The sequence below is a fragment of the Comamonas sp. A23 genome (assembly GCF_004522605.1).
Taxonomy (GTDB): Bacteria; Pseudomonadota; Gammaproteobacteria; order Burkholderiales; family Burkholderiaceae_C; genus Comamonas; species Comamonas thiooxydans.
This window is the reverse complement of the sequence record NZ_RSDT01000013.1, coordinates 69,867-93,531: the sequence shown is the minus strand read 5'-3', so window position 1 is coordinate 93,531 and position 23,665 is coordinate 69,867. Positions and strand designations below refer to the sequence as shown.

The following is a 23,665-nucleotide window of genomic DNA, read 5'->3' as shown; positions in this document are numbered from 1 at the left end:
AACAGTCGAGGTCTGGGAGCGAGGTATGGCAAACGAAGCACCACTACAGGTGGCAGCCCTTCCTAGCAATGAGATTGACGGATTCCATACCGTTACAGCCAAGGCGCTTGAAGGGCGATTCGATATGACACATCTGTGGCTCAGGCTGGCACTGCACAACGATCTAAACACCCCTCAATCAGTGCAACTGGCTTTGGGGGTGAGTTGGCTGCAACACGTGACTTTTTATGTTGTACGCATACAGGAAGGTCAAGTTCGTGCAAGTCGAACCCTGGCGGGAATCAGCGACCCAAACGAGTCGCTCAATCGAGTACCCCAGATCGCCATAAATCTCGCGCCAGGAGAGAAGGTGCGTGTACTTGTTCACGTCAATAGTCACGCGTCAAGTAAGTTGAAAGTCACGCTGCATACAGTGAATCAATGGCATAGGGTGGAGCGTGACTATGCGTTGTTCAGCGGACTTCTGATTGGCAGCATACTGGTGTTCGTAGTCTATTCCGCGGCGCTCTGGAGAATTCTGCGATCTCCCTTGATGGGATGGCAAACACTGGGGCTGTTGCTGACCGCACTCTATGAAGCTACCTATCGTGGCTATGCACAGACAATACTTTGGCCCAGCAGTACAGAATGGGGCTACCGAGCTCATCACGTTTTGGTTGCTGGCATCGTGCTGAGCATATTGCTATATCTGCGTGCGCGATTAGAAAAAACCCAGAACTATCTACCCTCAGCAGGAGTAATCCTGCTCAAGGTCGTTGCCCTCTTAGAGAGCATTGTTCTCATCGGTGCTTTATTTGGGCCTTATGACTGGTTTGCCCCAACTGGCATCATCGTTGCACCACTGAGTCTGCTAGCAATTCTGGCTTGCACATACATCTATCATCGTAGTGGAGGGCCTGGCAGCCTGACAGCTTTGCTGCTCGTATCTGTCTTGGCATGCTGTGCATTGCTGCGCGCCGTTGCTCTCTTGATACCAAACATCGCGCTGGTTCAGCTCTTCGAGCAATATGCGCTTGTACTGCCCGCCTTGACGGTCGGTCTGTTCGTCATCACCAGCTGGGCCTATCAGCATTCCCACCAACGTCACCAGGCACAGCGCACATTGCTCCAATGGCAAAGCCAGCAGCAAGAACGCCTTGAGCATGAGGTCAAGTACAAAACTCGCGCTCTTAAAGAGGCTCTGGAACAAGCTGAGCAACGTTCGTTGGAGCAAAAGGAGCTGCTCGCCTATGTCAGTCATGATTTGCGAGCGCCAGTCTCCGCGATCATTGCCTATCTACAACTGATGCACCTGTCCCCGAGCAAAGTTGACATAGATAAACTGGCCGCAGTTGAAAGAAGCGCTACTTATCAATTGGCATTGATCGACGAACTGGTGGACTATGCCAAAGATGAGTTGCAGCCTCCTTTGGCATTGAATGAGCAGTTGGTAGATCTAAGCTCTCTGCTGGATGAACTCACCAAGTACGCCCATGCGCTGGCCCATCGTCAACGCAATAAGTTCTCACTGAAAATACAGAGCATGCTGCCCGTACATGTCTACTTGGACGGCAAGCGCCTGCAACAGGCTGTACTCAATCTCTTGTCCAACGCCGCGAAATTTACATTCGACGGAAGCATTGACCTGAAGCTGCAAGGTAAGTACGTTGGCCGAGACAAATGGCATCTTCGCTTTGAGGTTAGCGACAGTGGTTCCGGCATGGAGCCGGAAGTACTCGCCAGAATTCAAAAATCGCTGACGGCCAGTCGCACTCATGCAAAACGAGGACTGGGGCTACTGATCGCACAACGCATCATTGAGAAGATGACCGGCCATCTATCTATTGATAGCCATCTAGGGCGCGGTACCAATGCAGTTTTTTTTCTAATGGTCAAACAGGTATCGGATAGTCCTCTCTTCCAAGCTTTGATACCTCTGCCCACATCTGATAAACACTGTGAGCACAAGACCATGCAGAAGCTGGAGGCTCTTCAAGAAGAGCAGAAGTACGAATTGGAGCAGCTTGCAAGGCGGGGGAACTGGAGCGATTTGCATGCCTGGATTGATGCCATGGACAACGGTACAGACTACCAAGGCCTGGTCAGTGCGGTCAGGCATGCGCTGGATGAATTGGATTTTGAGCAAATCAGCAATATTGCACGCACTGCTCCATTGCGGAGTTTGAACAGCGATTCTTCATAAAGGCTGCTTGTCGGCCTTCCAGGAAGCTGGTGTACCCATAGTCTGATCTATGCTCCTAGAGACGGTCTGTCCTGCACAGTTCCAAGCGGCCATACATCGAACTTCTCACGTTACACGCGCGTGACACCTACTCTCAGGAGGTGCCCTTGCTAGTCAATGGCGGCAAGACTGACTTTGTAGCGACGACACTGCCCATCTTCAGGCACCCATACTCGATCAGCGACACCCCCATCTTGAGCGAGATCTCGCACTTCCTCTCGCTTGACTGGACAATGATCCAGAGCCTCAAGATGATTCACCACTAGCTCGCCAGGCCAGCAACTCGCTGCTTCCATTACATCTTTGGCATCCATAAGAATTTCTCCTCCCATATCGAAGCGTGCTCCGCCTGCTGGCAGGATGGCGATATCGGGTCTCAGCCTATGCAAGCAGTCACGTACTGCAGGAGTAAGCAAAGTGTCGCCGGCCAGGTAGACACTAGGTTCGCCAGGCAATTCCAGCAGGTAGCCGTGACCATGCTCCATGAGTCGCCCGACCCACCCTTTCCCATGTACACAGAGGATTGGAGTAATGTGGCCACCAAGACTCCAAAACTGACGCTCCTGAGCGCTCAACGACTCTGCATTGAGGCCCCGCTGGCAAAGATACTCCGCATCACGCGGCATGCAGAACACAGGGATCCTTCTCTCACGTAGAAAGCGCTTACCGATGCGATCCAGGTGATCGAAGTGTCCGCGCTGGCAATGGGTAATGAGCGCATGCGTAACTCGCTCAAGCACGGCCTCTGAATTCGCAGGAAGTTCGACGATTGGATTGCGCTGCCGTCCACGTCCCAGATAACGCAACCCAGGCAGACTTCCGCGAGGGGCGAGCATTGGGTCGACAAGCAGACCAATGGCCTTGCCTTGGGCCTCAAACTCTAGAACGATAGTGGCATTGCGTAGCTGGGTGATCTGCATGAAGGACTTGGAGGTGGAGGAAATGCCTCATTCTTCCGATATGCCTCTCCATGGAAAATGGCAAGACTAGTCAGTTAATTACCAATTCATGCCAGATTCCACATCTCAAATGGAACCATTCCGCCTCGCATTGTTGCTGTATCCCGAATGCATGCCGGCCGGCCTATTTTCTGTAGCGGACATGGTGCGAGCCGCCAACCTGCGCGCCAGGCGGATGGTGTGCGACGTGATCTGGGCAGGAGTAGATACAACGCCAGTCACAACCTGGCAAGGGCCATCGATAGCTCCGAAGACCTGCCTACATGCCGTGCGCGCGGACGCAGTGGTGGTACCAGGTCTGTGGCTATCGTCTGCAAGTGACCTGCGAGCCCCATTGCAGAAACTGGCTCCGGTGATCCGAGCATTGCGGGAATTACCCAAGGAAACCCAGGTGTGGAGCTATTGCGCAGGAGTTCTGCCAGTTGCTGCGAGCGGGAGATTGCATGGGCAACGTGCAACGGCAACGTGGTGGCTGCGGGAGTCATTGCAAACCAGCTTTCCACGCGTTGAATGGAGCTTTGATGAGCCAATGATCATCGGCGAAGGCTCGTGGACGGCTGCCGGCGCTCACGGATATCTGCCGCTCGTGCAGCACATGTTGACCAAGAGGCTAGACCCCACTGAGCTTCGCGATCTACAAAATCTACTAATGCTGCCACGCCCGGCAGTGTTGCATGCCGCATTTGCCAGTCTGGAACTCATTACTCTGACTGATGAGTCTCTACGTCATGCGCAGATGATTGTGCAACGCAGCCCCGCAGGCGAGTTGCGCTTGCCGGCGCTTGCTGCCCAATTGCATATCTCTCCACGAACATTGGCTCGGCGAGTGCATGAGCACACGGGTCTGGCTGCAGCTCAGTGGATGCGACGCATCAAACTGCGCCAAGTGGCCGAAGCGCTATGTGAAACCCAACAGCCGCTCAAACGCATTGTCGATGAACTTGGCTTCGCCAGCGAGGCGAGCCTCATCCGGGCCTTCAGACAAGCTACCGGCATGACGCCTGTGGCGTATCGTACGGTCCATGCCTGAATGTCCGCTCCGATTGAACTGGGCACGGCCGACCAGTCTGCTTCTGCTGGCTATGACCGACTGAGCTCGACCACTGACGCTCAACTTGAATTGCGACTCAGCGACTGCTTGCGTTGGTGCCACGCATGTGGCTCGCCTAGGAAACCTTTGCATAACTCCCGCACACCAGCATCGCCAGCTGCAGTTTCTGCCAGACACCGCTCGCTAGTCATACTCCTGCCATAGCCCTAGGCCTGAGGGATATCCTCCAAAGGAACGCCTGTTTACGGCACAAACAGGATGCCGTCGAGAGCTGTTTCATCGCTCACAAAGAGCTTACGTACGCCGCCTTTGGCAAACGTGCGAAGGCTGGAATTAGGGCTGCAGCCATCGCCACAGTTCTTTGTTAACGGATTGTCTTGCCATGAAGGCATGAAACATCAGTGCTTCAGGTTGGCATCGAAGGGGATGGCGTGATCGACTCTGCCCAGTCCCCTGTCCCCTGTCCCCTGGGAGACGATTTTTTCCACCCCCCTAGGGTTTGCTGTCTTTGCGTGGCCGCATTCGGCTTCTAGGCTTCTAGATTGCCAAGACTCCCTTTTTACTGAGCAAACAGAACATGGCCTTCATCAATTACGTGACTCAGATCCAGTTTGACTTTGGCGCCGTTCAAATGCTGCGCCAGGAATGCGAGCGTGTCGGTATCAGCAAGCCGCTGATCGTGACCGACCCCGGCGTCAAGGCGGCAGGAATCTTGCAAAAAGCCATAAATGCACTGGGTGGCCTGCCCCATGCAGTATTTGACCAGACTCCTTCCAACCCCACCGAAGCGGCAGTGCGCGCTGCGGCTGAAATCTACAAATCCCAGAACTGCGATGGATTGATCGCTGTGGGCGGAGGCAGTGCCATTGACTGCGCCAAAGGCGTGGCAATTGCAGCTACGCATGAAGGCCCGCTCTCGTACTACGCGACGATTGAAGGCGGCTCGCCTCGTATTACGGAGCGAGTTGCACCGCTGATTGCCGTCCCCACCACCAGCGGCACAGGCAGCGAGGTAGCGCGTGGCGCCATCATCATCGTGGACGACCATCGCAAACTGGGTTTTCACAGCTGGCATCTGGTGCCCAAGGCTGCCATCTGCGACCCCGAGCTCACCTTCGGCCTCCCCCCCATGCTGACGGCAGCAACCGGCATGGATGCCATAGCCCATTGCATGGAAACCTTTATGGCCTCGGCCTTCAATCCACCAGCTGACGGCATTGGCCTGGACGGGCTGACCCGGGGCTGGGCGCATATCGAGCGGGCCATGCTCAATGGCAACGACGCGGAAGCCCGCCGCCAATTGATGAGCGCAAGCATGCAAGGGGCCATGGCTTTTCAGAAAGGGCTGGGCTGCGTGCATAGCCTCAGTCACAGCCTGGGCGGCATCAACCCGCGCCTGCACCATGGCACGCTCAACGCCATGTTCCTGCCCGCAGTCGTGCGCTTCAATGCCGAAGCCGAAAGCGTTCAGCGCGAGGACCGCCTCAACCGCATGGCACATGCCATGGGTCTCAGCAGCGGAAGCGATATCCCCGACGCGATTCGAGATATGAATGCCCGCCTGAACCTACCATCGGGTCTGGCTGCCATGGGCGTGGAGCGCGCGCAGTTTGATGCAATCATCAGCGGTGCACTCAAGGACCACTGCCACGCCACCAATCCACGGCTGGCATCCGCACAGGACTATGAGCAGATGCTCAGCACCTCGCTCTGACAGACTGCACACAGTGCTCAAGCCTCAACGACAGGGCTCTGCTTGAGCGCTTCGCGCACATCGTCCATCAATTGCCTCGCCATGCTGCTGAGCACCTCGAGCTCATCGTCGGACATGTTTCGAGGCTCGTCATCAAGTATGGAAAGGCAGCCCAGCACATTGCCTTTTTTGTCCACCAGAGGCACACCCGCGTAAAAGCGCAGCTTAAGGCTATGCACCACCGAGTCGCTTGCAAATCGGGGGTCTCGCGCCAAGTCTCCGACCACAATGGCCTCTTCTTCATACACGACATAGGAGCACACCGTGCCATCACGAGGGACGCCTTGTTGAGCGCCCTCCTGCGCTGACAGCGGCAGCAGACTGCCCGGCGCAAAGACACGTTCAGCATCCACCCAGGAAACTTGAGCCCACTTGGTGTTGAAAGCGTTGACGGCCTTCTTGGCCGTATCGCGATATAGCGCTGTCAATGCTGGAGCCAGCACTCCGCTTTCATGCAGCATTTTGACGCGCTGCTCATCGTCATCGGGAATCGGAGCAGCAATCACACACTCGCCGGGATCTCCAACCTGCATGGCCTCTACCCACAGATGCAACTCACGCAGACTGGTAACGCAGGCCTGCGCTCCTGTCTGTCGGGCAAACTCGGGGTCAGCTGCCACGGCTGGAGCATTCCACAGGCACAGCACCACTCGTGCACCCGGCCAATGGCGGCGAATGCGCCGCACGATGCGTCTCGCCATGCTTTGTGGCTGGTGATTGAAGATCGACAGCACCAATAGATCCGATTGCTTCACGGCCTGAACCCACTCGCGATCCGCCAACAAGCCATTGGCATCAAACTGCAAGGACTTCGAGTCCGGGGCAAGTGCCCATCCGGAGCAGCTAACCTCATGACCATGCAAACTCTCTGCATGGGCCACCATGGCTGCGCCCAGGGCATCCACCTCCCAGCGCACACCCGCGCAATGAATGCGCAGGCATCGACGCTGATCACCTTCACCGGGAGCCGCCTGGGCATGCTCGCCACTGCTTCTGAATGCATATTGGTCCTGCAACTCATCAAGCAAGGCTGCCATGCCATTGGACAGACGCAAGCGATGTTCGGCCGTTGCCGACTCCAAATGCTGCTGGGTTGCAATACGCAGAGCAGGAATGGCAACCTCATCATAAAACCCGCTGACGGCACTGGCTCTGTCATCCTGGTTGGGCTTCGAGAGCAGACGCTCCTCCACGGACTGTACGGCCATGCTGATGGCATCATCAGCGTCATCGGCCAGCAGACGCTGGTACAGCCGTTGCTGCGGCCCGAGCACAGGCTCGCTGCCCAGCAATACCTCCATGAATTTGAGCGAAGGGATGTAGCGCCCCAGCACCAGCAGGCACACCGTCAAAGGTGTGGAAAGAATCAGGCCGATCGGCCCCCAAAGCGCTGTCCAGAAGGTTGCGGCAACAATGATTGACAAGGTCGACAAACCTGTACTTGAGCCATATAGCCACGGCTCGATCACATTGTTGCTGATCAGCTCCAGCAGCAGAATCAGGCCCAGAGTCATCAAAAACATATCCCAACTGGGATCGACCGCAAAGGCCAGCGCCAGCGGAAATACCGCAGACATCATCGGGCCCACATAAGGCACAAATCGCATGATGGCGCCCAGCACCCCCCAGAGAATTGCCCCTGGCACACCAATGAGCAACAAGCCCATGGCGAGTGGCACGCCATAGCTGACGTTGACGATGAACTGCATGCGCAGATATTTGCCAATGCGCTGCGAGGCCTCATCCAGCGCATCGGTGGCCACATTGAGGTTGCCCCCCACCAGCCTAAGCAACCGATCCCTCAGCTCGTCCCTGTCAAGCAGAATCAATATGACAAACAGCAACACGATGCCTGCGGTCGTCACCGGCTCGGCAATACGCCCCAGCCACTGCAGCATCCGTGTAGTGGGCTTGGATTCGGGAGGCTGAACCTCCACTTTCTGCACCCGCGCCCTGGCGCTGTCCACGCTGGCAATCTCTTTCTCAACGGTGTTGTAGGTCTTGAAAACGCCATCCCAGGCGCTGGGCATGTTTGCGCTCTTGCGCAGGCTGCGCAATTTGTCGCGAATCGTCGATTGATAGGTCGGCAGATCGGCACTGAGTTGCTGCACCTGACTACCCAGATACATGCCCAAGCCGCCGAGTGCTGCCAGAGAAAAAGCCACGACCACAATGGCCGAAGCCATTCGCGGCAGCCCCCAGCGCTTGAGCTTGCTGACAGCAGGGTCGAGCAAGAAGCCGAACAGCATTGCCAGGGCCAGTGGAATCAGCATGTCCCGCCCGAAATAGAGGGCAAGAATCACGATGGAAGCGATCATCAGCCCGATGAGCAAACGCAGGGCCGGCAGCATTTCTGCCAGATGCACAAGCCCCGGAGCCACGTTGGCCCTGGCTCGTCTGTCCATGCCCTCCCACAAACCGGGAGCTGGCTGCCGGCCCTCTCCGGCCGAACCCGCCTCTCGCGAGAAAGTCTCGATTTCGACCGGTGCCCCCGCATACGGCTTGGTTGGCGCAACCGCGCCAAAGTTGACCTCGGGGATTGCAGACGACTCATCGGACGGGGAATTCTCGTTTCGGTTCTCTGACATTGGCATCCTTGATGGACTGTTGTCTATGATTTTCTGAGACAAAGTGCGCTCATCCAGAATTCCAACTGGCTCTGCCCCCCCTCTGCTGTCAGGCTTTGTCGTAAATTGCAAAAAAGCGCTATAGAGCCTCGACCCGACCCGGATCAGGTGCATGCAGCCACTGAGCAAACTCATCGGCCAGTTGCCGGCTGGCCGCCGCCGCGGCATTCCAGGCCTTGGCGCGCGCATCATGGTCTGTGCCATAGCTCAGAAAATCGTGCCGATCCGGCAACTTGGCGTTTGGCAGGCAAGCCACCCAGGCGGGATCAGGGGCCAGCACAATCATCGAGTCCAGATACGAACTCGGTCCATGACGCCATTTCAGCCCCTTGTCCAGCCATCCAGGAATCACCGCCTTCTGGAAATGAGGATATAGCACCACCCCATCGCCGTTACGAGAGGCCAGATAATCCAGATGCATGTGATAGTCGGTAATGCCGCCATCCCAGTAGGCCCCCTTGGGAGCATCTGAAATGTCTTGCACGGCATCCAGCACGAAAGGGATGGAGCAACTGGCTCGCAAGGCATCCATGAAATTACTCTCCGTCAGCCGGGTCTGCGCAGACCGAATGTCCTCAACACCAAAGGGAAGAGCATGCACGGCATCGCTTGCAGAAGAGGAAAAGATCACCCGCTCCAGCAAGCAGCCCAATGCCGACCGATGCAATGCATTGCCTGCAAACGCGGCCGCATAGCCCAATGGAGTGCGCCAGGGCGATGCTCGTGACAGCAGGCCACGCCCGCGGGCGGCGATCACATGCAGCCTATAGCGCGGATTCGCCAGAACCTCACCCACGCGCCCCCCGTAAAAATCCTGCAGCGACTGCGCAAACCGCTCACTGACCAGCGATGACGGCGTGCGCCTCTGCCCTTCGGGGGGATCGAAGCGCTGTGCAATATAGTCACGCTCCAGTCGCTCAAAGGCTTCCACTGGTGCGTCCAGGCAAGCCGTCGCCATGCGCCAGGCACCAATGGAGGCTCCAATCAGATCCACCGGCTGTGCGCTGGCCTGCAACCACTGTCCAAAGATGAAGCGATCCAGAGGTCCGAGAATCAAGCCCTTGGGACCGCCTGCCGCCGCCGGTATGGCTCTGACCATATCCGGCTGCAAGCCCCGCCGCTCTATAGATTGCCGCGCCTTGAGACCGGCATAGATTCGCAATGCTCTTGTGGATGACGTCATGTGGGCATTGTGCTTGCAAGCCCCGTTGCTCGCGATCAGCTCGGCGACTTCACCAGTTGAGCGTGACCGAGGTGCCGCCACCGGGTCGAGCGGAGATGCTCAGTTTCGCCCCCATGACAAGCGCTCTGCGGCGCATATTGACCCACCCCATGCCAGCAGATGCTAAGCCCGGGACTTGCCTGCCATCAGCCGGTCTGACGGGCCCCGCATCCTCAATGCTCAGGCGAGCATGCACAAAGGAGGCATCTGAAACATTTGAAGCACTTTTCCACTGTTCGTCGGCAGCCAGCGTGATCCAGAGCTCAAGCGCGTCAGTGTGCTGCAGCACATTGCTCACAGCCTCCTTCACCACTGCCATGATTTCCTCGGCCATGGCGCCGCATGGCAGACTGCCGGCATCGCCAGACATCTCCGGGTCCCAAACATCCCAGTGCAGATTCATGCCTCGATGATCCAGCACAGGTTGCAGCCTGTGCCTGAAACGTGCAAGAAGGACGCCCAAGGGTTCATTTCGGCTATCCATGGAATCAACAATCAGCCTTAGATCGAGCAGGCATTGTTCTGCGTTGCTGCGAATCGCCGGGTCCGTGCCGAGCCCTGTCAGGCTGATCAGCTGCACCAGTTGGCTGCCGACATCGTCATGCAATGCCTCCGCTATGCGCCTGCGCTCCAGCTGTACCTCTCTCGATGGACGTGCGCTTTTACGTCTACGCCACAGCACGCTGCGATATGCCAGAGGCAACAGCCAGACGACAGCCGCCATGCTGCCTGCCGCGCCTAGCGCAGCAGTCCACCAGGGAGCTGAATTGAAAACCGCTCCAGGCTGCAAAAGCCAGGGCAGCCACAGCAGCAGCTGAACACTCCAGAGAAGCAGCTGCCAGACGTAGGACATGGTGAAAGCGTTCGCAGACACTGGCGCCTAGAACCAGCCACGCAAGTAGGCGAAACGCACGGCCTGTGCTCGGGTGCGCACCTGGAGCTTGCGATAGATGTTCTTGATGTGCGTGTTGACCGTCATGGTGCTGATCTCCAACTGCACGCCGATCTCTGCACTGGTATTGCCACTGGCCACCATGCGCAAGACCTCGCATTCGCGGCTGGAGAGCCTGTCGGACATACCGGACCCCGGAACAGCCCCGGTGGCCGGCCGCTTGTCATACCGCTGCAACAGCCGCCTGGCGAGACTGGGAGTGATGGATGCACCGCCATTGACGACCTGCAGCACCGCTTGAGGATAGTTGCCAAACCAGGAGTTCTTGACCAGATAGCCGGTTGCTCCCAGCTCGAAGGCGTGCAACACCTGCTCCTCCGTCTCCACCACCGAAACCACAATGACCTCTGCCTGCGGGCGTTGGCTTTTCATCACCTCGATCAACTCAAGACCATCGTCAGCCCCCAGCTTCAGGTCCAGCAACATGACATCAAACTCATGTTGACGAATGGCTTTTCTTGCATCCTTGAGGTTGTCCGCCTGAGCAACCACCATGGTGCGTCGATCATTCATGATTTCCTGTGCGATCACCATGCGTAGATGCGCATCATCGTCCACCAACAGCACTCTGACGGGCTTGTCGGGCTGCCCCACCATATGATCGGGCCACATGGAAGGACTACCGAGCTCCACAGCCATGGGTCGGAGCATCAAGGCATCACCAGAGTTGTTTGCACCGTTCGGGTCCATTTCTCTCTCCTGGCCAGAGTTGCCTGCCGGGGACTCAGGATGGTGCTCAAGACACCATATAGATAAAAACTCCCCAGCGCGTCATTAGATAGTTTTTAGCAATTAAAACTGCAACTCAGCGTAAGAAAAAATGCAATTTGAGTAATCACGGTTTTCTGACGACACCTACTCAAAACCGCCAACTCCTCATCACAGGGGCCCAGGTGCACTAAAACTGAACATCCAGAGAACCTGCCGCGTGCCAGTCGATGGATGCCTGACGCAGCACCATGTCGATGTCCATGCTCAGCGCCAGTCCAGTTTCAGCAGGGAAAGTCACTGCCAGTTGGCGCTCACCCCAGTTAAGTGCGCGGGTCGATGCCCGCCAGATGGCCAGATGCAGCACCCCCGTCAAAGGCTCGAATACAGGCTGCTCCATCGGCGCATGCATGAACTGAAAGGCATCGCTGACCTGCTCCGGAAAATTCCACTGCCGCGCCAGATGGGCTGTAATCTGCCCCGAGCAATAGCCCATCAGCTGCATTTCGACCTGGGGGCGCTTGGGATGCATGGGCTCCAGCAACTCGGAAAGCCTGAAGAAAGTGTCAGGGTCGGCAGCCTGCAGCAACAGCTCTCCCAGGCCATGCAGCAGTCCCAACGCATAGGCCTGCGAGGCATTGGCCTGAACCGACATTGCGAGCGCGCGTGCCATGCGTGCCGTGTCCAGGCTGTAGCGCCAGAAATTCGCCAGACTCCAGCCTGCCGAAACATGAGATGCGCTGACTGGAGCCGCCTTCTGCACCAATTGCCGCAACTGAACCGGCGCCAGCAGCACCAGTGCTTCGGGAATGCTGTGCACGCGTTGCCCCAGCAGATGCGCTGGCCCATTGGCCGCGGCCAGCAGACGAGCGGTCAGAACCGGATCGGTGGAAAACAATTGCACCAGGCTGCGCATGCCGGGCTCCGGCTTGCGCAGTTCACTCGATAGCAGCGCAACGACGCGCGGCTGGCTTGGCAGCAATACATGCTGCTCCAGCAACGTTGGCAGGCTCAATGGTTTGACGCGGCTCATCTGAATCAAAGGCAGTGGCAAGGCTGTCGCCACCACGAAATGAACACGAGTGGGCCCATAGGAAGGTCAGAGCTTTTCATCTCGATTCAGTTGCACTGGCTGGCCCATGACCAACTGGCTGGCAAGCTTGCGTGTCAGGGGTTGTAACACGGAAAAGTGATCAGCCCCCTGAACCGAGACACAGTGCAGCTGATTCGATTTTCGTGCGACGCACATATTGTCAAGACTGTTGGTATTGCCGGGGCTCTTGCTGCCCTCGATGATCCACGTCGGGCTCTTTATGGCATGCAGCCAGTAGACGGGCGAACGCAAGCGCTTTTCATCCGCCGAGATCAAGCCCCATTTCACGGGCCAGCCATAGCCGCCGATCTCGTCCACCGGACCAAACGCGAACACCCCCTGAACGGGCAAGCCTGCCGTCGCCGTCAGCAAAGCCAGCGTGGCTCCGGTACTGTGCCCACCGAGATAGATGCGTGCCGGGTCGACATAAGGCAGCTGTGCTGCCTGCAGGATGGCTGCTGCCACATCCTGCACCTCCCCCCAGAAATACTCACGCTGGCCGGGATTGTCATTGCCGCCGCGCAATGTGGGAAACAGCATCGCCATGCCAGCCTTGCGAAAAGCGCTGGCGCTTTGATCATTGGCGGCTGGCCCTTCGCTCCAGAAATCGTCCAGGCTATTGGTATCTCCCCCCGTCAGCCAGACCATCAAAGGCTGCTTCCTCCCATCTCTGGGGTCCGGGGTGACAAAGGCATTGAGTTTCAGATCCCCGCTCCGATAGCTCATGGGAACAAACAGCTGAGAAGGCGGTGTCGGCATCGGCTGGATAGGCTTATGGGCCGCCGGCAACAAGGCTGTCGCAATCTGTGTTGTCTTGCCTGCGCGAGCCTGCATCAGGTTCTGCAGAGCGATTTCGCCAGAAGCGATCTGTTGATCCACCACCTGCTCGATCTGCACCTGCTCCGCGCGCTGGCTCTCGTGCTGCTTGCGAGCGGCAGCGTGACGCACTTTGGCCATCTCATGCTCTGCCATCGCTGCACGCGTGATGCAGCGCCGCTGCTGATCTATATTGATGCCCTCTTCCTGGGCCTTGTCAACCTGGGCAAGATTGAGCTTGATGGTATGACAAAAGTCATCGCTCTCTGGCGCCAGGGCTGGTGGCCAGACCAAGGCTGCAGGCTGCTGGACATGGGCCTTGTCTTTGATTCTGTCCAACGATATCCAGCCGCGCGATGCCATCTTGGTGCCAATAAAGACCACCAAGATTGCCACCCCTATGGCCGGTAGTATCACCCGCCCTCTCGCTTTGCGCATTGATGTGCTCCCACAAAAAAGGCCGCCTGTAATATGAATTAAGTGGCGGCCCGGTAGGAGATTATTTCTTTAATCCTTGCAACTTCGCAAAGGCGGATGCCATGGCGTTTTGCTGTGTGGGCTGGCTGCCACGCTGGGGTTGCGCATAGCCACCACGGTTGCCGGCGCCGTAGTTGTTGCCACGACCAGCGCCTTCAAAGCGGTTGTCGCGCGGGCCGTCTCGGCGCGCAGGCGCTGCATCCAGCTTCATGGTCAGGCTGATGCGCTTGCGGTCCACATCGACCTCCAGCACCTTGACCTTGACGATCTGCCCAGTCTTTACCACTTCACGCGCATCTTCGATGAACTTGTGACTCATCTGGCTCACGTGCACCAACCCGTCCTGATGCACGCCCAAGTCCACAAACGCGCCGAACTGGGCCACGTTGCTGACTGTGCCCTCCAGCGTCATGCCTTCCTTCAGATCCTTGATGTCTTCCACGCCATCATTGAAGCGGGCGACGACAAAGTCGGGGCGCGGGTCGCGGCCGGGCTTCTCCAGCTCGCCAAGAATGTCCTTGATGGTCACAGCACCAAATTTTTCATTGGCAAACTGCTCAGGCTTCAGAGACTTGAGCACCTCGCCACGACCCATGATCTGGTCCACGGGCTTGCCGGTAGAGACAATGATCTGCTCTACCACGGGATAGGTTTCGGGGTGAACGCCTGTCATATCGAGCGGATTGTCGCCACCGCGAATGCGCAGAAAGCCTGCGGCCTGTTCGAAAGTCTTGGCTCCCAGACCGGCCACTTCCATCAGTTGCTTGCGGTTCTTGAACGAGCCATTGGCATCGCGCCAGCGCACGACCGACTTGGCGACCGAACCCGACAGGCCTGAGACGCGCGTCAGCAGCGGGGCCGAAGCAGTGTTCAAGTCCACACCCACGGAGTTCACGCAATCCTCGACCACGGCATCCAGCTGGCGCGCCAGCTCGCTCTGGTTCACATCGTGCTGGTACTGGCCCACGCCAATGCTCTTGGGGTCGATCTTGACCAGCTCGGCCAGCGGATCCTGCAGGCGGCGGGCAATCGATGCCGCACCACGCAGGCTCACATCGATATCGGGCATTTCCTGCGCCGCAAACTCGCTGGCCGAATAGACCGAGGCACCTGCCTCGCTCACCACCACCTTGTCGATTTTCTTGTCGGCCTTGGACGCGATCTTGATCAGGTCCGCAGCCAGCTTGTCCGTCTCGCGGCTGGCCGTGCCGTTGCCGATGGCGATCAGATTGATATCGTGCTTTTCCACCAGACGGGCGAGCACGGCCAGCGAGCCATCCCAGTCGCGGCGCGGCTCGTGGGGGTAGATGGTGGTCGTGTCCACCAGCTTGCCGGTGCTATCCACCACGGCCACCTTGACGCCGGTGCGAATGCCGGGGTCCAGGCCGATCACGGCACGCTGGCCGGCAGGCGCCGCCAGCAGCAGGTCACGCAGATTGTCGCCAAACACCTTGATGGCCACCTTCTCGGCATCTTCGCGCAGGCGGCTGAACAGGTCGCGCTCGGTGGACAGGCTCAGCTTCACGCGCCATGTCCAGGCGACGCATTTACGAATCAGATCGTCAGCGGCGCGCTTGGCATGGCTCCAGCCCAGGTGAAGCGCAATCTTGCCCTCAGCAAGGCTGGGTTGGCCCGGTTCAGGCTCGACCGGCTGCACCAGCTTGGCTTCGAGAACCTCCAGCGCACGGCCGCGGAACACGGCCAGAGCCCGGTGCGAGGGCACGCGCCCAATCGGCTCGTCGTACTCGAAGTAGTCGCGAAACTTGGCGACTTCGGGGTCGTTCTCGTTCTTGCTCTCGACCTTCTTGGACTTGAGCAGGCCTTCATCCCACAGCCATTCGCGCAGCTTCTGCACCAGTGCCGGGTCTTCGGCCCAGCGCTCGGACAGGATGTCACGTACGCCGTCCAGCACGGCAAAGGTGGTGCTGAAGTCGGGGCCGGGCTTGCCATCGTCCAGGGTCGTCGCTGGCTTGCAGAAAGCCTCGGCTTCCTTGTGCGGATCCAGTGTGGGGTCGGCAAACAGCTTGTCAGCCAGCGGCTCAATGCCGAATTCCTTGGCAATCTGGCCCTTGGTACGGCGCTTTTGCTTGAAGGGCAGGTAAATGTCCTCCAGCTCCTGCTTGGTCGGCGCACTGGCAATCGCCAGGCGCAGCGCATCGGTCAGCTTGCCCTGCTCGTCAATGGCCTTGAGCACCGTCTCACGGCGGTCGTCGAGCTCGCGCAGATAGGTCAGGCGCTCGTCCAGCGTGCGCAGTTGCGTATCGTCCAGACCGCCCGTGGCCTCCTTGCGGTAGCGGGCCACAAACGGAACCGTGGCGCCGCCATCGAGCAACTCCACAGCCGCGCTCACCTGCTGCGGCTTGACATTCAGTTCTTGAGCAATCTGACCAATGATTTTTTGCATTCGATATTCGCCCCACGGCGTTCAACACAGGAAGCCAATGAGTTTGCCATAGGCATGCCGCCAGACTGCCCTCGATATCCGGCATAAGTGCAAGCAAACCTTAAAAACTATGCTTTCCATAGCTGCTTTCCCTTGATGAGCATGCACGGAAGGCCAATTTCATTAAAATTATTGCGACATGCCCGATACCTACCAGGACGATTTTTTTGCCGATGAGCTGCCTCCACCCGGAGACGGTACCGGTAAGGCTCGGACTGAAGAAGCGCCGCAGGCCGATGACACAGTTGAACGCAAACCCAGGCGCGGCGCTATTTCTCTGGCCCCTGCAGCTGCGCAGTACCAGGACCTGGCCGCGCAACTGCCTCCCCTGCTGCGCATGGGCGTCTCGACCTGGTCCTACCCGGGCTGGGAAGGCCTGGTCTGGGACGGTGCCTACGACAGCAGCGTGCTGGCCAAAAAAGGTCTGACGGCCTATCACCAGCACCCACTACTGCGCACCGTCTGCGTCGACCGCACCTTCTGGCGGCCGCTGACGGCCAGCCAATATGCAGCCTTTGCCGCGCAGGTCGATGACGACTTTCGCTTTGTCGTCAAATGCCCGGCCGGAATCACCGATGCCCAGGTACGCAGCGAGGAAGGCAAGCCGCGCGAGAGCAACCCGGCGTTTCTCGACCCTCACCTGGCCATAGAGCATTTTGTGCAGCCCACACTCGAAGGACTGGGCAGCAAGCTGGGCGTTCTGGTCTTTCAGCTCAGCCCCCTGCCGTGGAGTCTGCTCAGCCGCCCCGGCCTGCTGATGGACAAGCTCGGACTGCTGCTGTCCGCCGTAAGGCAGGCGCTACAAGCACATCCGCAAGTCGTCGTGGCCGTCGAGGTCAGAGACCCCGAGCTGCTGACCCCGACGCTCCCCCAGACACTCAAGACCCATGGCGCAACCTATTGTCTGGGCCTGCACGGCAAGATGCCTACGATTGAAGAGCAGTTGCCCATGCTGCGTGCGCTATGGCCCGGGCCGCTGGTCTGCCGCTGGAATCTGAATCGCATCTTTGGCGCCTACGGCTATGCCGATGCCCAGAAGAAGCACCAGCCGTTCAACGAGATCCTCAGCGAAGATCGGCATACCCGGGAGCGGCTGGCCCGCACGATTGCGGGCATCACCGGTGCCAGTCAACCCGCTTTCGTGACCATCAGCAACGATGCCGAGGGATGTGCCCCCCGCTCGATAGCGCTGCTGGCGCAGGCGCTTGCGAGCCTTTCAGACTCAGGCTCTGACAAGCATCCGCGGCCGTCATCCTGAATTAATACTCGAATCCCCCTCAGACGCTTACTTTCAAAGCGCTGATGGCTATCAAAAACAAAGCCCGACAGGCCACAAACCTGCCGGGCTTTCTGAATGAGAACTCCAATCAGTCCTTCAGCGCCGCCAGCGGGTGCGAATGCGCAGGCCAGGGGCTGTCAAAGAACGCCTGCCACTCGGTATCGCTCACCTCTTCGATGCTGGCGGGATTCCAGCGCGGGCTGTGATCCTTGTCCACCGCCAGTGCGCGGATGCCCTCCACGGTCTCGCTGCGGCCCGGACGCAGATAAAAGCAGTGACGCACCATATCGCGCTCCATGCGCAAGTCCTCTGCCAGATCCATCTGGCGCGCACGGCGGATTTGCTCGAGCACCACATGCAGCATCAGGGGCGAGCGCTTGCGCAGCGTGGCAGCCTCGGCCTGGGCCCATTCGCTGCCAGCCTGCAAGGTCTGCACAACAGCAGCCACCGTGGGCTGAGAAAAACAGGCATCGATTTCCGCGCGGTGAGCGGTTGTCTTGGGCTCGGTGCTCACAAAGCGGGAGCGCACCACGGCATTAAGCGCCTCCACATTGGCAAAATCCGTGGTTGCCAGGGTCTCCCACAGCTCTGCCTGCTGTTCGGCAGGAATGCAGCCATCGGCCAGACCAAAAGCCAGGGCATCGCCCGCGCCTATAGTGTCGCCGGTCAAGGCCAGCCATTCGCCCACGGCACCGGGGCAGCGCGAGAGGAAATAGCCCCCCCCTACATCGGGGAACAGGCCAATGGCCGTCTCGGGCATTGCCATCTTGGTGCGCTCGGTCACGATACGCAGCGAGCCGCCCTGGCTGATGCCCATGCCTCCGCCCATGACGATGCCATCCATGAAAGCGATATAGGGCTTGCCAAAGCTGTGAATCAGATGGTTGAGCGCATATTCCTCGGTGAAGAAATCTTCGAGCTGCGGATTGCCGCTGCTGCCGGCCGCGTGCAGGAAACGAATGTCGCCACCGGCGCAGAACGCCCCGAACACCCCTTCCTTGTTGCTGCCACGAATGGCCACGCCCAGAATCGAGTCGTCTTTTTGCCAGGCCAGCAAAGTACCCAGCAGATCGCGCACCATGCCCAGAGACAGCGCGTTGAGCGCCTTGGGCCGGTTGAGCGTAATCATGCCCAGCTTGCCACGGACTTCGGCAATCACATCGGACATATCGGCGCTCGGGGTGGGGGTCATTGTCTTGCTCCTTGAATCAATTCCATGCTGGTCGCCAATCGGTCGCCAGGCCATGCGCACCGATTATGCGGTTGCACTCCACGCAAGCAGGGACAAGGACGTGACAAATACCGCCAGCATCGCAGCCACAAAGCCCGAGCGGTCTGCAATGCTGACTAATATGGGAGCCGTGCCAGGCTGCAGCTTCTGCGGCCCACCTTCTGCCTCATGAACGATCAGCCACCACCGCCCGAAACCCCTCGCGAAGAACCGCACCTGGAATCCAAGCAGCTTTCCGCACCGCTGCGCTATCTGCTCATTGCCTTTGCGCTGGTTTGCGTGATATTGGGGCTGATAGGCGCCGTGGTTCCCGGCATGCCCACCACGGTATTCATATTGATGGCCGCCTGGGCGGCTGTGCGCAGCTCACCCAGACTGCATCGCTGGCTCTATGCTCACCGAGTGTTCGGCCCGCTGCTGCACAACTGGGACACTGGCGGCAAGGTCAGCCGCCGAGCCAAATGGACGGCAACCGTCAGCATGGGCGCCAGCAGCCTGCTGATTCTGTATTTCTCGTACAAGCCATGGCTCACGGCCATGACGCTGAGCATCATGGCCTGCGTATTGCTCTGGCTGTGGCTCAGGCCGGAGCCGCAGGTCTAGAGCAGCTCACAGCACCGTTCCACGAAGCGTGTGCAGGCAAATGCTGCCGCCAATTCTTGGTTCTGGACAACACACGCCACAGAGCAGAAAAGACCAACAGCTAGGGCAAGTGTCTGCCCCCAACAATGCCTGCTCTGGCCACGGCATCGGTCGCGTGCATCGACATGCTGGAGCCTGTCGCGCCGGGAACCGGCGCGGAAGCAACCAGGCCGACCCGCGTGAGCCGGGCGACAATGTGGGCAGGCTGGACAAGGCCGCCTGGGGACACCAAGACAAGCACTGGTACATGAACCCGTTGCGGGCGAGTGCCTGTGCAAGCACATGGAAGCCAGCGACGCCAGCAATATCCCGATGGCCTACACGCAGGTGCCGGCCGCGGGCTGGGAAGGTGACAGCACATCCGGGAAAAGTTGCGCGCCTGCGCCGATGAACATAAAACGCCAAGGCCGCACGATGATCAACATCAAGGGCAGCAGGAAACCGAGTCACCAACTGATCGACGTCAAGTGCTGCGCCTTCACGCGGTAGCGCAGCGCATCAGCGGCCGCCGCGGCATTGGCGGACTGCGCTGGTGTGACTCCCAAGCACAGCAATGCTCTCGCCATGCTTTCTCTCCGTATCTCATTGGCAGGCGCCAACGTAACAAAGAATGTCCTTATCCACAGGCAATCGACTCCAACTGCAAGCCCATGGAGGGTTAAGCCCACAGAGTATTGAGGCCAATGACGGACGTGACTGCGACAACTAAGCTGCGTGATCGCCGCTACGAGCGAGCAGATGGGTAGGCTGCAGCATGAACACGCTCCTGACGCGACTCTTCAAGGTGCTCCATGAACGTGGTGCCTGTGTAGCGGGAGCGGAACAGGCCGGCTTCCACCAGGCGGGGCACCAACTGTTCCAGCACGCAATGCAGGGACTCGACGGAGCCGCCGGGCGCGGCCAGAAAGCCGTCGATGGCGCCGGTGGCGCTCCATTCGACGATCTGCTCGACGGCATCGTCCACCGTGCCGACCACCTGCCAGTGCGCAGCCGAGAGGATCTCCGGCCGCAGCAGCAACTCGTCGATCCGCAGTGACTCGCGCTCGATCAGGCGCCTGAGCAGGCCCGCATGCGTGCGGCTGGAGGGCGTCGCCACAGGCACCGGCAGGTCAGCTCCGGTAATCGGTCGGTCCGCAGGCCAGTCCGTGAGGTCCAGACCGATCATGGCCTTGATCGAGGCCAGCTTGCGGTCCCGGTCCACGCGGCCATGGGTCTGCCTGAACATCTCCCGCGCCTGTTCGCGGCTGTCGGCCAGGTACAGGCTCAGGCCGGGCAGCAGGCGCACATCCTGGGCCTGGCGGCCATGGCGCTGCGCGCGCACGGACAGGTCCCGGCGCAGTTCCAGCGCCGCGTCGAGGTCGGGCGTGGGCGCGAAGACGATGTCGGCCACGGACGCCGCAAAATCGCGCCCGGTACTGGATGCGCCTGCCTGAACCAGCGGAATTCGCGGGCCACCGAAGGCGGGCAGGTTCAGGGGGCCACGCACCTTCAGATGCGGCCCCTCGTGGTCTATGGGGCGCACCAGTGAAGCATCGGCATAGCGGCCGCTGCCCCGGTCGATCTTCAAGGCCTCGTTGGGAAAGCTATCCCACAGCCGGCGCACCACCTCTGTGAACTCGGCAGCCCGTGCATAGCGTTCGTCGGCGTCGGGCATGGCCTGCAGTCCGAAATTCTCGTGGCCCTGCAAGGCGGTGACGATGTTCCAGCCGGCGCGGCCCTTGCTGATCCAGTGCAGCGACTGGAGCTGGCGCGCGACCGCATAGGGCGGGAAAAACGTGGTCGATACCGTGGACACCAGGCCGATGCGCGAAGTCTCGCGCGCAAGCGCGGCCATCAATACCGTGGGGTCCAGGCTGGCGAAGCCGGCGCCCGTCTCCAGAACCTCCATGGGCAGAAAGCTCACGTCGGGCCGGAAGACGAAGTCCAGGTGCGCGGCCTCGGCGCGCCGGGCCAGGTCAAGGGCGAAGTCGCTGGAGTACAGCCCTTCGATATTGCTGCCGGGCCGCCTCCAGGCATCGCCGCTCAGCCAGGTGGGGGCCAGCGAAAGGCCGATGTGCAGTGGTTTGCGCTTTGTCATGCTTGCATCCTTCCCCTCTTAGAACGTTCCGCGTACGCCCACGCCGATCATGCGCGGCGCCGTCATGCTGGCCTCGATGCCGCCGATGCCGCGGTTTTGCTGCAGGTAAGTGGGTGCCCGCCTGTCGAAGACGTTCTTGATGTAGCCGTACAGCTGCACGTGCGCGTTGTACGCGTAGCTCATGCGCAGGTCTGTGATGGTGTTGGAGCCAACCACATAGGCACGGGTGTTGGCTGTATCGGAGTAGTAGCCGTCCAGGTGGCGCACCTGAGCCGAGACATTGAACCGGGGAGTGGCATCCCAGCTCACGCCGACGCTGACGGTGTAGCCGGGCGAGCGGGCGAAGCGGTTGTGCTCGTAGCCGGGGTTGCTGCTCATCTCCTCGATCCTCGTGCGCAGCACGCCGGCGCCGGCCTTGATCCTCAGATTGTCCAGCGCGCGGTAGTCGGCGCCCAGCTCAAAGCCGTAGGCATGGGCCTTCTCGGCGTTGATGGTGTAGGACTGAGCCACGCCCGGCGAGATCACCACCGGGATGTTGTACTGCGCATCCCGCATGTCCATGTAGAACAGATTGGTGTTGAGCATCAGCCTGTCATCGAATAGGCTGGTACGGCTGAACAGCTCGTAATTCCAGATCGACTCCTTCTTGAAGTAGGCCCATTGCCGGCTGGTGAGGTTTAGCGAGACGCCGCCCGGGTTGTAGCCACGGCTGACCAAGGCACCCACCGTCCAGCGTGGCGTGGCTGCATAGGCCAACGAGACCTTGGGCAGCAGGGCCGAGAAGGTCTTGGTGTAGCCCAGGGGGGTGGGCGCCAGCACCGAGCTGCCGTTGCGCACCACCTCGTCCTGCTGGTAGCGCAGCCCGCTGCTCAGAGTCCAGCGATCGGTCAGGCGCAAGTTCAGCTCGCCAAAAATACCCAGGTTCTTTTTCGTGTCATCGAAGGCGGACAGACCGCGCAGCAGCAAGCTTTCGTCAGTGTTGGTACGGGCGTAATAGATGCCGCCGAAGCCGCTCAGGCGATCTTTTTCGTTGCCCACGAGGGCGCGGAATTCGTTGGAGAAATTGTTCTGGCGGATATCGGCATCACCCTCGCCGGAAATGCCGGTGTAGCGCTGCACGGACGAGCGCGAATACTGGGCCTGGTTGACCAGCCGCAGGCCGTTGCTCAGTTCGTAGCTCAGATCGAGAATGCCGGTATCGGTCTTTTGCTTCCAGCTAGGCATGGTCGTCGTCCAGTGCTTCAGCGCGCCGAACGGTGCTGAAGCGGCCTCCTGGGTCGGGCGGTTGCTGTCGTTGTGCGAGTAGGTGAATTTGGCTTCCAGGCCGGGAATGCTGCTTGGCAGCCACAGGAGTTTCAGCCGCGCGTTGAGCGCACGGAAATCCTGGTTAGCCTGGCCCTGCTGGAACCGCGGATTGTTGTAGTCGATGAAGGTGTCGCGCCCCGCATAGTCCACGGCAAGTCGCGCGGCCAGCTCCTCGCCCACGGGGCCGGAGACGGCGATGGAGGCGCGATGCGAGTTGTAGTTGCCGGCCTCCAGCTGATAGGCCGCCTCGGGCTTGAAGCTCGGATCCTTGGTATTGACGATGATTGCGCCCGCTATCGCATTTGCGCCCTGCGAGGTGGTCTGAGGACCGCGGAACACCTCGATGCTCTCCACATCCCAGACCGAGGTCGCGCCGAAGAACATCTCGTTGTAATTGAGGTAGTGGCCATCGAGGTTGATGGTGGCGCGCGGTACCGTACCGCCCCAAAAGACGTTCTGCCCGTTGTTGGGGCCCTGCGTGTCCTGCCCGCGAATGATGGGTGCACCCACCGTGTCGGTGTAGACCACGTTGGGCACGTCATGCAGCACCTCGTGGACCGAGGCATTGCCGCTCTCCTCCTTCTCGATGTCCTTGCCAGACTTGACCGACACGGAGGATGCCGTGTCCTTGAGTTCTCGCCTGACCTTTTCACCGCTGACCACGACCACGTCAAGCGTGGCGGTTTCCTCCTCGGAGCCCGACACACCCTGCGCGAAGACTCCGGCTGGCGCCATCAAGGTAGAGAGTACGACAGCGCCCGCCCGGGAGGGGAGCTTGCGATGCAAACACAGTTTCACGGCATCTTCCT

The 23,665-nt window shown here is 59.5% G+C and carries 18 protein-coding genes; 7 read left to right on the top strand and 11 right to left on the bottom strand.

The annotated features are described in order from the left end of the window. The first annotated feature begins 25 nt into the window (after window positions 1-25). Complete coding sequence (locus tag EIC84_RS22880; RefSeq protein ID WP_237704419.1) at window positions 26-2,182, top strand: sensor histidine kinase; 2,157 nt, start codon at window positions 26-28, stop codon at window positions 2,180-2,182. Between the two features lie 149 nt (window positions 2,183-2,331). On the opposite strand, the gene EIC84_RS22875 is transcribed toward EIC84_RS22880, so the two are convergent. Further along, window positions 2,332-3,141 carry an MBL fold metallo-hydrolase gene (locus tag EIC84_RS22875; RefSeq protein WP_003063315.1) on the bottom strand — a complete coding sequence of 270 codons (810 nt, stop codon included), beginning with the start codon at window positions 3,139-3,141 and terminating at the stop codon, window positions 2,332-2,334. A gap of 88 nt (window positions 3,142-3,229) precedes the next feature. On the opposite strand from EIC84_RS22875, the gene EIC84_RS26390 reads away from it, so the two are divergent. Then, window positions 3,230-4,210, top strand: coding sequence for a GlxA family transcriptional regulator (locus tag EIC84_RS26390; RefSeq protein ID WP_034361643.1), 981 nt, complete (start codon window positions 3,230-3,232; stop codon window positions 4,208-4,210). 598 nt (window positions 4,211-4,808) lie between these two features. Continuing rightward, window positions 4,809-5,945 (top strand): iron-containing alcohol dehydrogenase, encoded by a 1,137-nt coding sequence (locus EIC84_RS22865; RefSeq protein ID WP_003063321.1) that lies wholly within the window; start codon window positions 4,809-4,811, stop codon window positions 5,943-5,945. A gap of 17 nt (window positions 5,946-5,962) precedes the next feature. Here the strand turns inward: EIC84_RS22865 and EIC84_RS22860 are convergent, their stop codons facing one another. The 6 genes from EIC84_RS22860 to EIC84_RS22835 form a co-directional block, all read right to left on the bottom strand. Beyond that, a complete protein-coding gene (locus EIC84_RS22860; RefSeq protein WP_003063324.1) occupies window positions 5,963-8,389 on the bottom strand; it encodes an AI-2E family transporter in 2,427 nt (808 codons plus the stop codon). Between the two features lie 301 nt (window positions 8,390-8,690). Next, window positions 8,691-9,710, bottom strand: coding sequence for a patatin-like phospholipase family protein (locus EIC84_RS22855; RefSeq protein ID WP_003063327.1), 1,020 nt, complete (start codon window positions 9,708-9,710; stop codon window positions 8,691-8,693). Between the two features lie 133 nt (window positions 9,711-9,843). Beyond that, entirely contained in the window at window positions 9,844-10,557 is a 714-nt protein-coding gene (locus EIC84_RS22850) for an ATP-binding protein (RefSeq protein WP_240701980.1), read from the bottom strand. A 156-nt stretch (window positions 10,558-10,713) separates the two neighbouring features. Further along, a complete protein-coding gene (locus tag EIC84_RS22845) occupies window positions 10,714-11,475 on the bottom strand; it encodes a response regulator transcription factor (RefSeq protein WP_003063334.1) in 762 nt (253 codons plus the stop codon). Between the two features lie 208 nt (window positions 11,476-11,683). After that, window positions 11,684-12,526, bottom strand: coding sequence for an HDOD domain-containing protein (locus EIC84_RS22840; RefSeq protein WP_034361646.1), 843 nt, complete (start codon window positions 12,524-12,526; stop codon window positions 11,684-11,686). 66 nt (window positions 12,527-12,592) lie between these two features. Next, on the bottom strand, window positions 12,593-13,378 hold the full coding sequence (locus tag EIC84_RS22835; protein WP_231879617.1) for a hypothetical protein: 786 nt from the start codon (window positions 13,376-13,378) through the stop codon (window positions 12,593-12,595). Here EIC84_RS22835 and EIC84_RS26385 point away from each other — a divergent pair. After that, on the top strand, window positions 13,361-13,813 hold the full coding sequence (locus EIC84_RS26385; protein ID WP_237704421.1) for a hypothetical protein: 453 nt from the start codon (window positions 13,361-13,363) through the stop codon (window positions 13,811-13,813). The two genes, EIC84_RS22835 and EIC84_RS26385, sit on opposite strands and share 18 nt — an antisense overlap. 88 nt (window positions 13,814-13,901) lie before the next feature. Here EIC84_RS26385 and EIC84_RS22830 read toward each other — a convergent pair whose 3' ends face one another. Then, entirely contained in the window at window positions 13,902-16,283 is a 2,382-nt protein-coding gene (locus EIC84_RS22830; RefSeq protein WP_003063341.1) for a Tex family protein, read from the bottom strand. A gap of 178 nt (window positions 16,284-16,461) precedes the next feature. Here EIC84_RS22830 and EIC84_RS22825 point away from each other — a divergent pair, with 178 nt between their 5' ends. Continuing rightward, a complete protein-coding gene (locus EIC84_RS22825) occupies window positions 16,462-17,580 on the top strand; it encodes a DUF72 domain-containing protein (protein ID WP_003063344.1) in 1,119 nt (372 codons plus the stop codon). A gap of 109 nt (window positions 17,581-17,689) precedes the next feature. On the opposite strand, the gene EIC84_RS22820 is transcribed toward EIC84_RS22825, so the two are convergent. Continuing rightward, on the bottom strand, window positions 17,690-18,793 hold the full coding sequence (locus tag EIC84_RS22820; protein ID WP_003063347.1) for an enoyl-CoA hydratase/isomerase family protein: 1,104 nt from the start codon (window positions 18,791-18,793) through the stop codon (window positions 17,690-17,692). Between the two features lie 207 nt (window positions 18,794-19,000). On the opposite strand from EIC84_RS22820, the gene EIC84_RS22815 reads away from it, so the two are divergent. Further along, complete coding sequence (locus EIC84_RS22815; protein ID WP_003063350.1) at window positions 19,001-19,435, top strand: YbaN family protein; 435 nt, start codon at window positions 19,001-19,003, stop codon at window positions 19,433-19,435. Between the two features lie 321 nt (window positions 19,436-19,756). Beyond that, window positions 19,757-19,963, top strand: coding sequence for a hypothetical protein (locus tag EIC84_RS22810; protein ID WP_003063352.1), 207 nt, complete (start codon window positions 19,757-19,759; stop codon window positions 19,961-19,963). Window positions 19,964-20,198: 235 nt separating this feature from the next. On the opposite strand, the gene EIC84_RS22805 is transcribed toward EIC84_RS22810, so the two are convergent. Both EIC84_RS22805 and EIC84_RS22800 read right to left on the bottom strand, forming a co-directional pair. Then, entirely contained in the window at window positions 20,199-21,551 is a 1,353-nt protein-coding gene (locus EIC84_RS22805; RefSeq protein WP_003063354.1) for an NtaA/DmoA family FMN-dependent monooxygenase, read from the bottom strand. An 18-nt stretch (window positions 21,552-21,569) separates the two neighbouring features. Continuing rightward, a complete protein-coding gene (locus EIC84_RS22800) occupies window positions 21,570-23,654 on the bottom strand; it encodes a TonB-dependent receptor (protein WP_034361649.1) in 2,085 nt (694 codons plus the stop codon). Window positions 23,655-23,665: the final 11 nt, after the last annotated feature.

Bases quoted from the DNA above. Each gene is read 5' to 3' on its own strand.
- EIC84_RS26390 (WP_034361643.1), top strand. From the start codon at position 3,230: ATGCCAGATTCCACATCTCAAATGGAACCATTCCGCCTCGCATTGTTG.
- EIC84_RS22815 (WP_003063350.1), top strand. From the start codon at position 19,001: ATGAACGATCAGCCACCACCGCCCGAAACCCCTCGCGAAGAACCGCAC.
- EIC84_RS22810 (WP_003063352.1), top strand. From the start codon at position 19,757: ATGGAAGCCAGCGACGCCAGCAATATCCCGATGGCCTACACGCAGGTG.
- EIC84_RS22880 (WP_237704419.1), top strand. From the start codon at position 26: ATGGCAAACGAAGCACCACTACAGGTGGCAGCCCTTCCTAGCAATGAG.
- EIC84_RS22855 (WP_003063327.1), bottom strand. From the start codon at position 9,710: ATGGTCAGAGCCATACCGGCGGCGGCAGGCGGTCCCAAGGGCTTGATT.
- EIC84_RS22830 (WP_003063341.1), bottom strand. From the start codon at position 16,283: ATGCAAAAAATCATTGGTCAGATTGCTCAAGAACTGAATGTCAAGCCG.
- EIC84_RS22875 (WP_003063315.1), bottom strand. From the start codon at position 3,141: ATGCAGATCACCCAGCTACGCAATGCCACTATCGTTCTAGAGTTTGAG.
- EIC84_RS22840 (WP_034361646.1), bottom strand. From the start codon at position 12,526: ATGAGCCGCGTCAAACCATTGAGCCTGCCAACGTTGCTGGAGCAGCAT.
- EIC84_RS22805 (WP_003063354.1), bottom strand. From the start codon at position 21,551: ATGACAAAGCGCAAACCACTGCACATCGGCCTTTCGCTGGCCCCCACC.
- EIC84_RS22825 (WP_003063344.1), top strand. From the start codon at position 16,462: ATGCCCGATACCTACCAGGACGATTTTTTTGCCGATGAGCTGCCTCCA.
- EIC84_RS22845 (WP_003063334.1), bottom strand. From the start codon at position 11,475: ATGGACCCGAACGGTGCAAACAACTCTGGTGATGCCTTGATGCTCCGA.
- EIC84_RS22865 (WP_003063321.1), top strand. From the start codon at position 4,809: ATGGCCTTCATCAATTACGTGACTCAGATCCAGTTTGACTTTGGCGCC.
- EIC84_RS22820 (WP_003063347.1), bottom strand. From the start codon at position 18,793: ATGACCCCCACCCCGAGCGCCGATATGTCCGATGTGATTGCCGAAGTC.
- EIC84_RS22850 (WP_240701980.1), bottom strand. From the start codon at position 10,557: ATGGCGGCTGTCGTCTGGCTGTTGCCTCTGGCATATCGCAGCGTGCTG.
- EIC84_RS26385 (WP_237704421.1), top strand. From the start codon at position 13,361: ATGGGCCGCCGGCAACAAGGCTGTCGCAATCTGTGTTGTCTTGCCTGC.
- EIC84_RS22860 (WP_003063324.1), bottom strand. From the start codon at position 8,389: ATGGACAGACGAGCCAGGGCCAACGTGGCTCCGGGGCTTGTGCATCTG.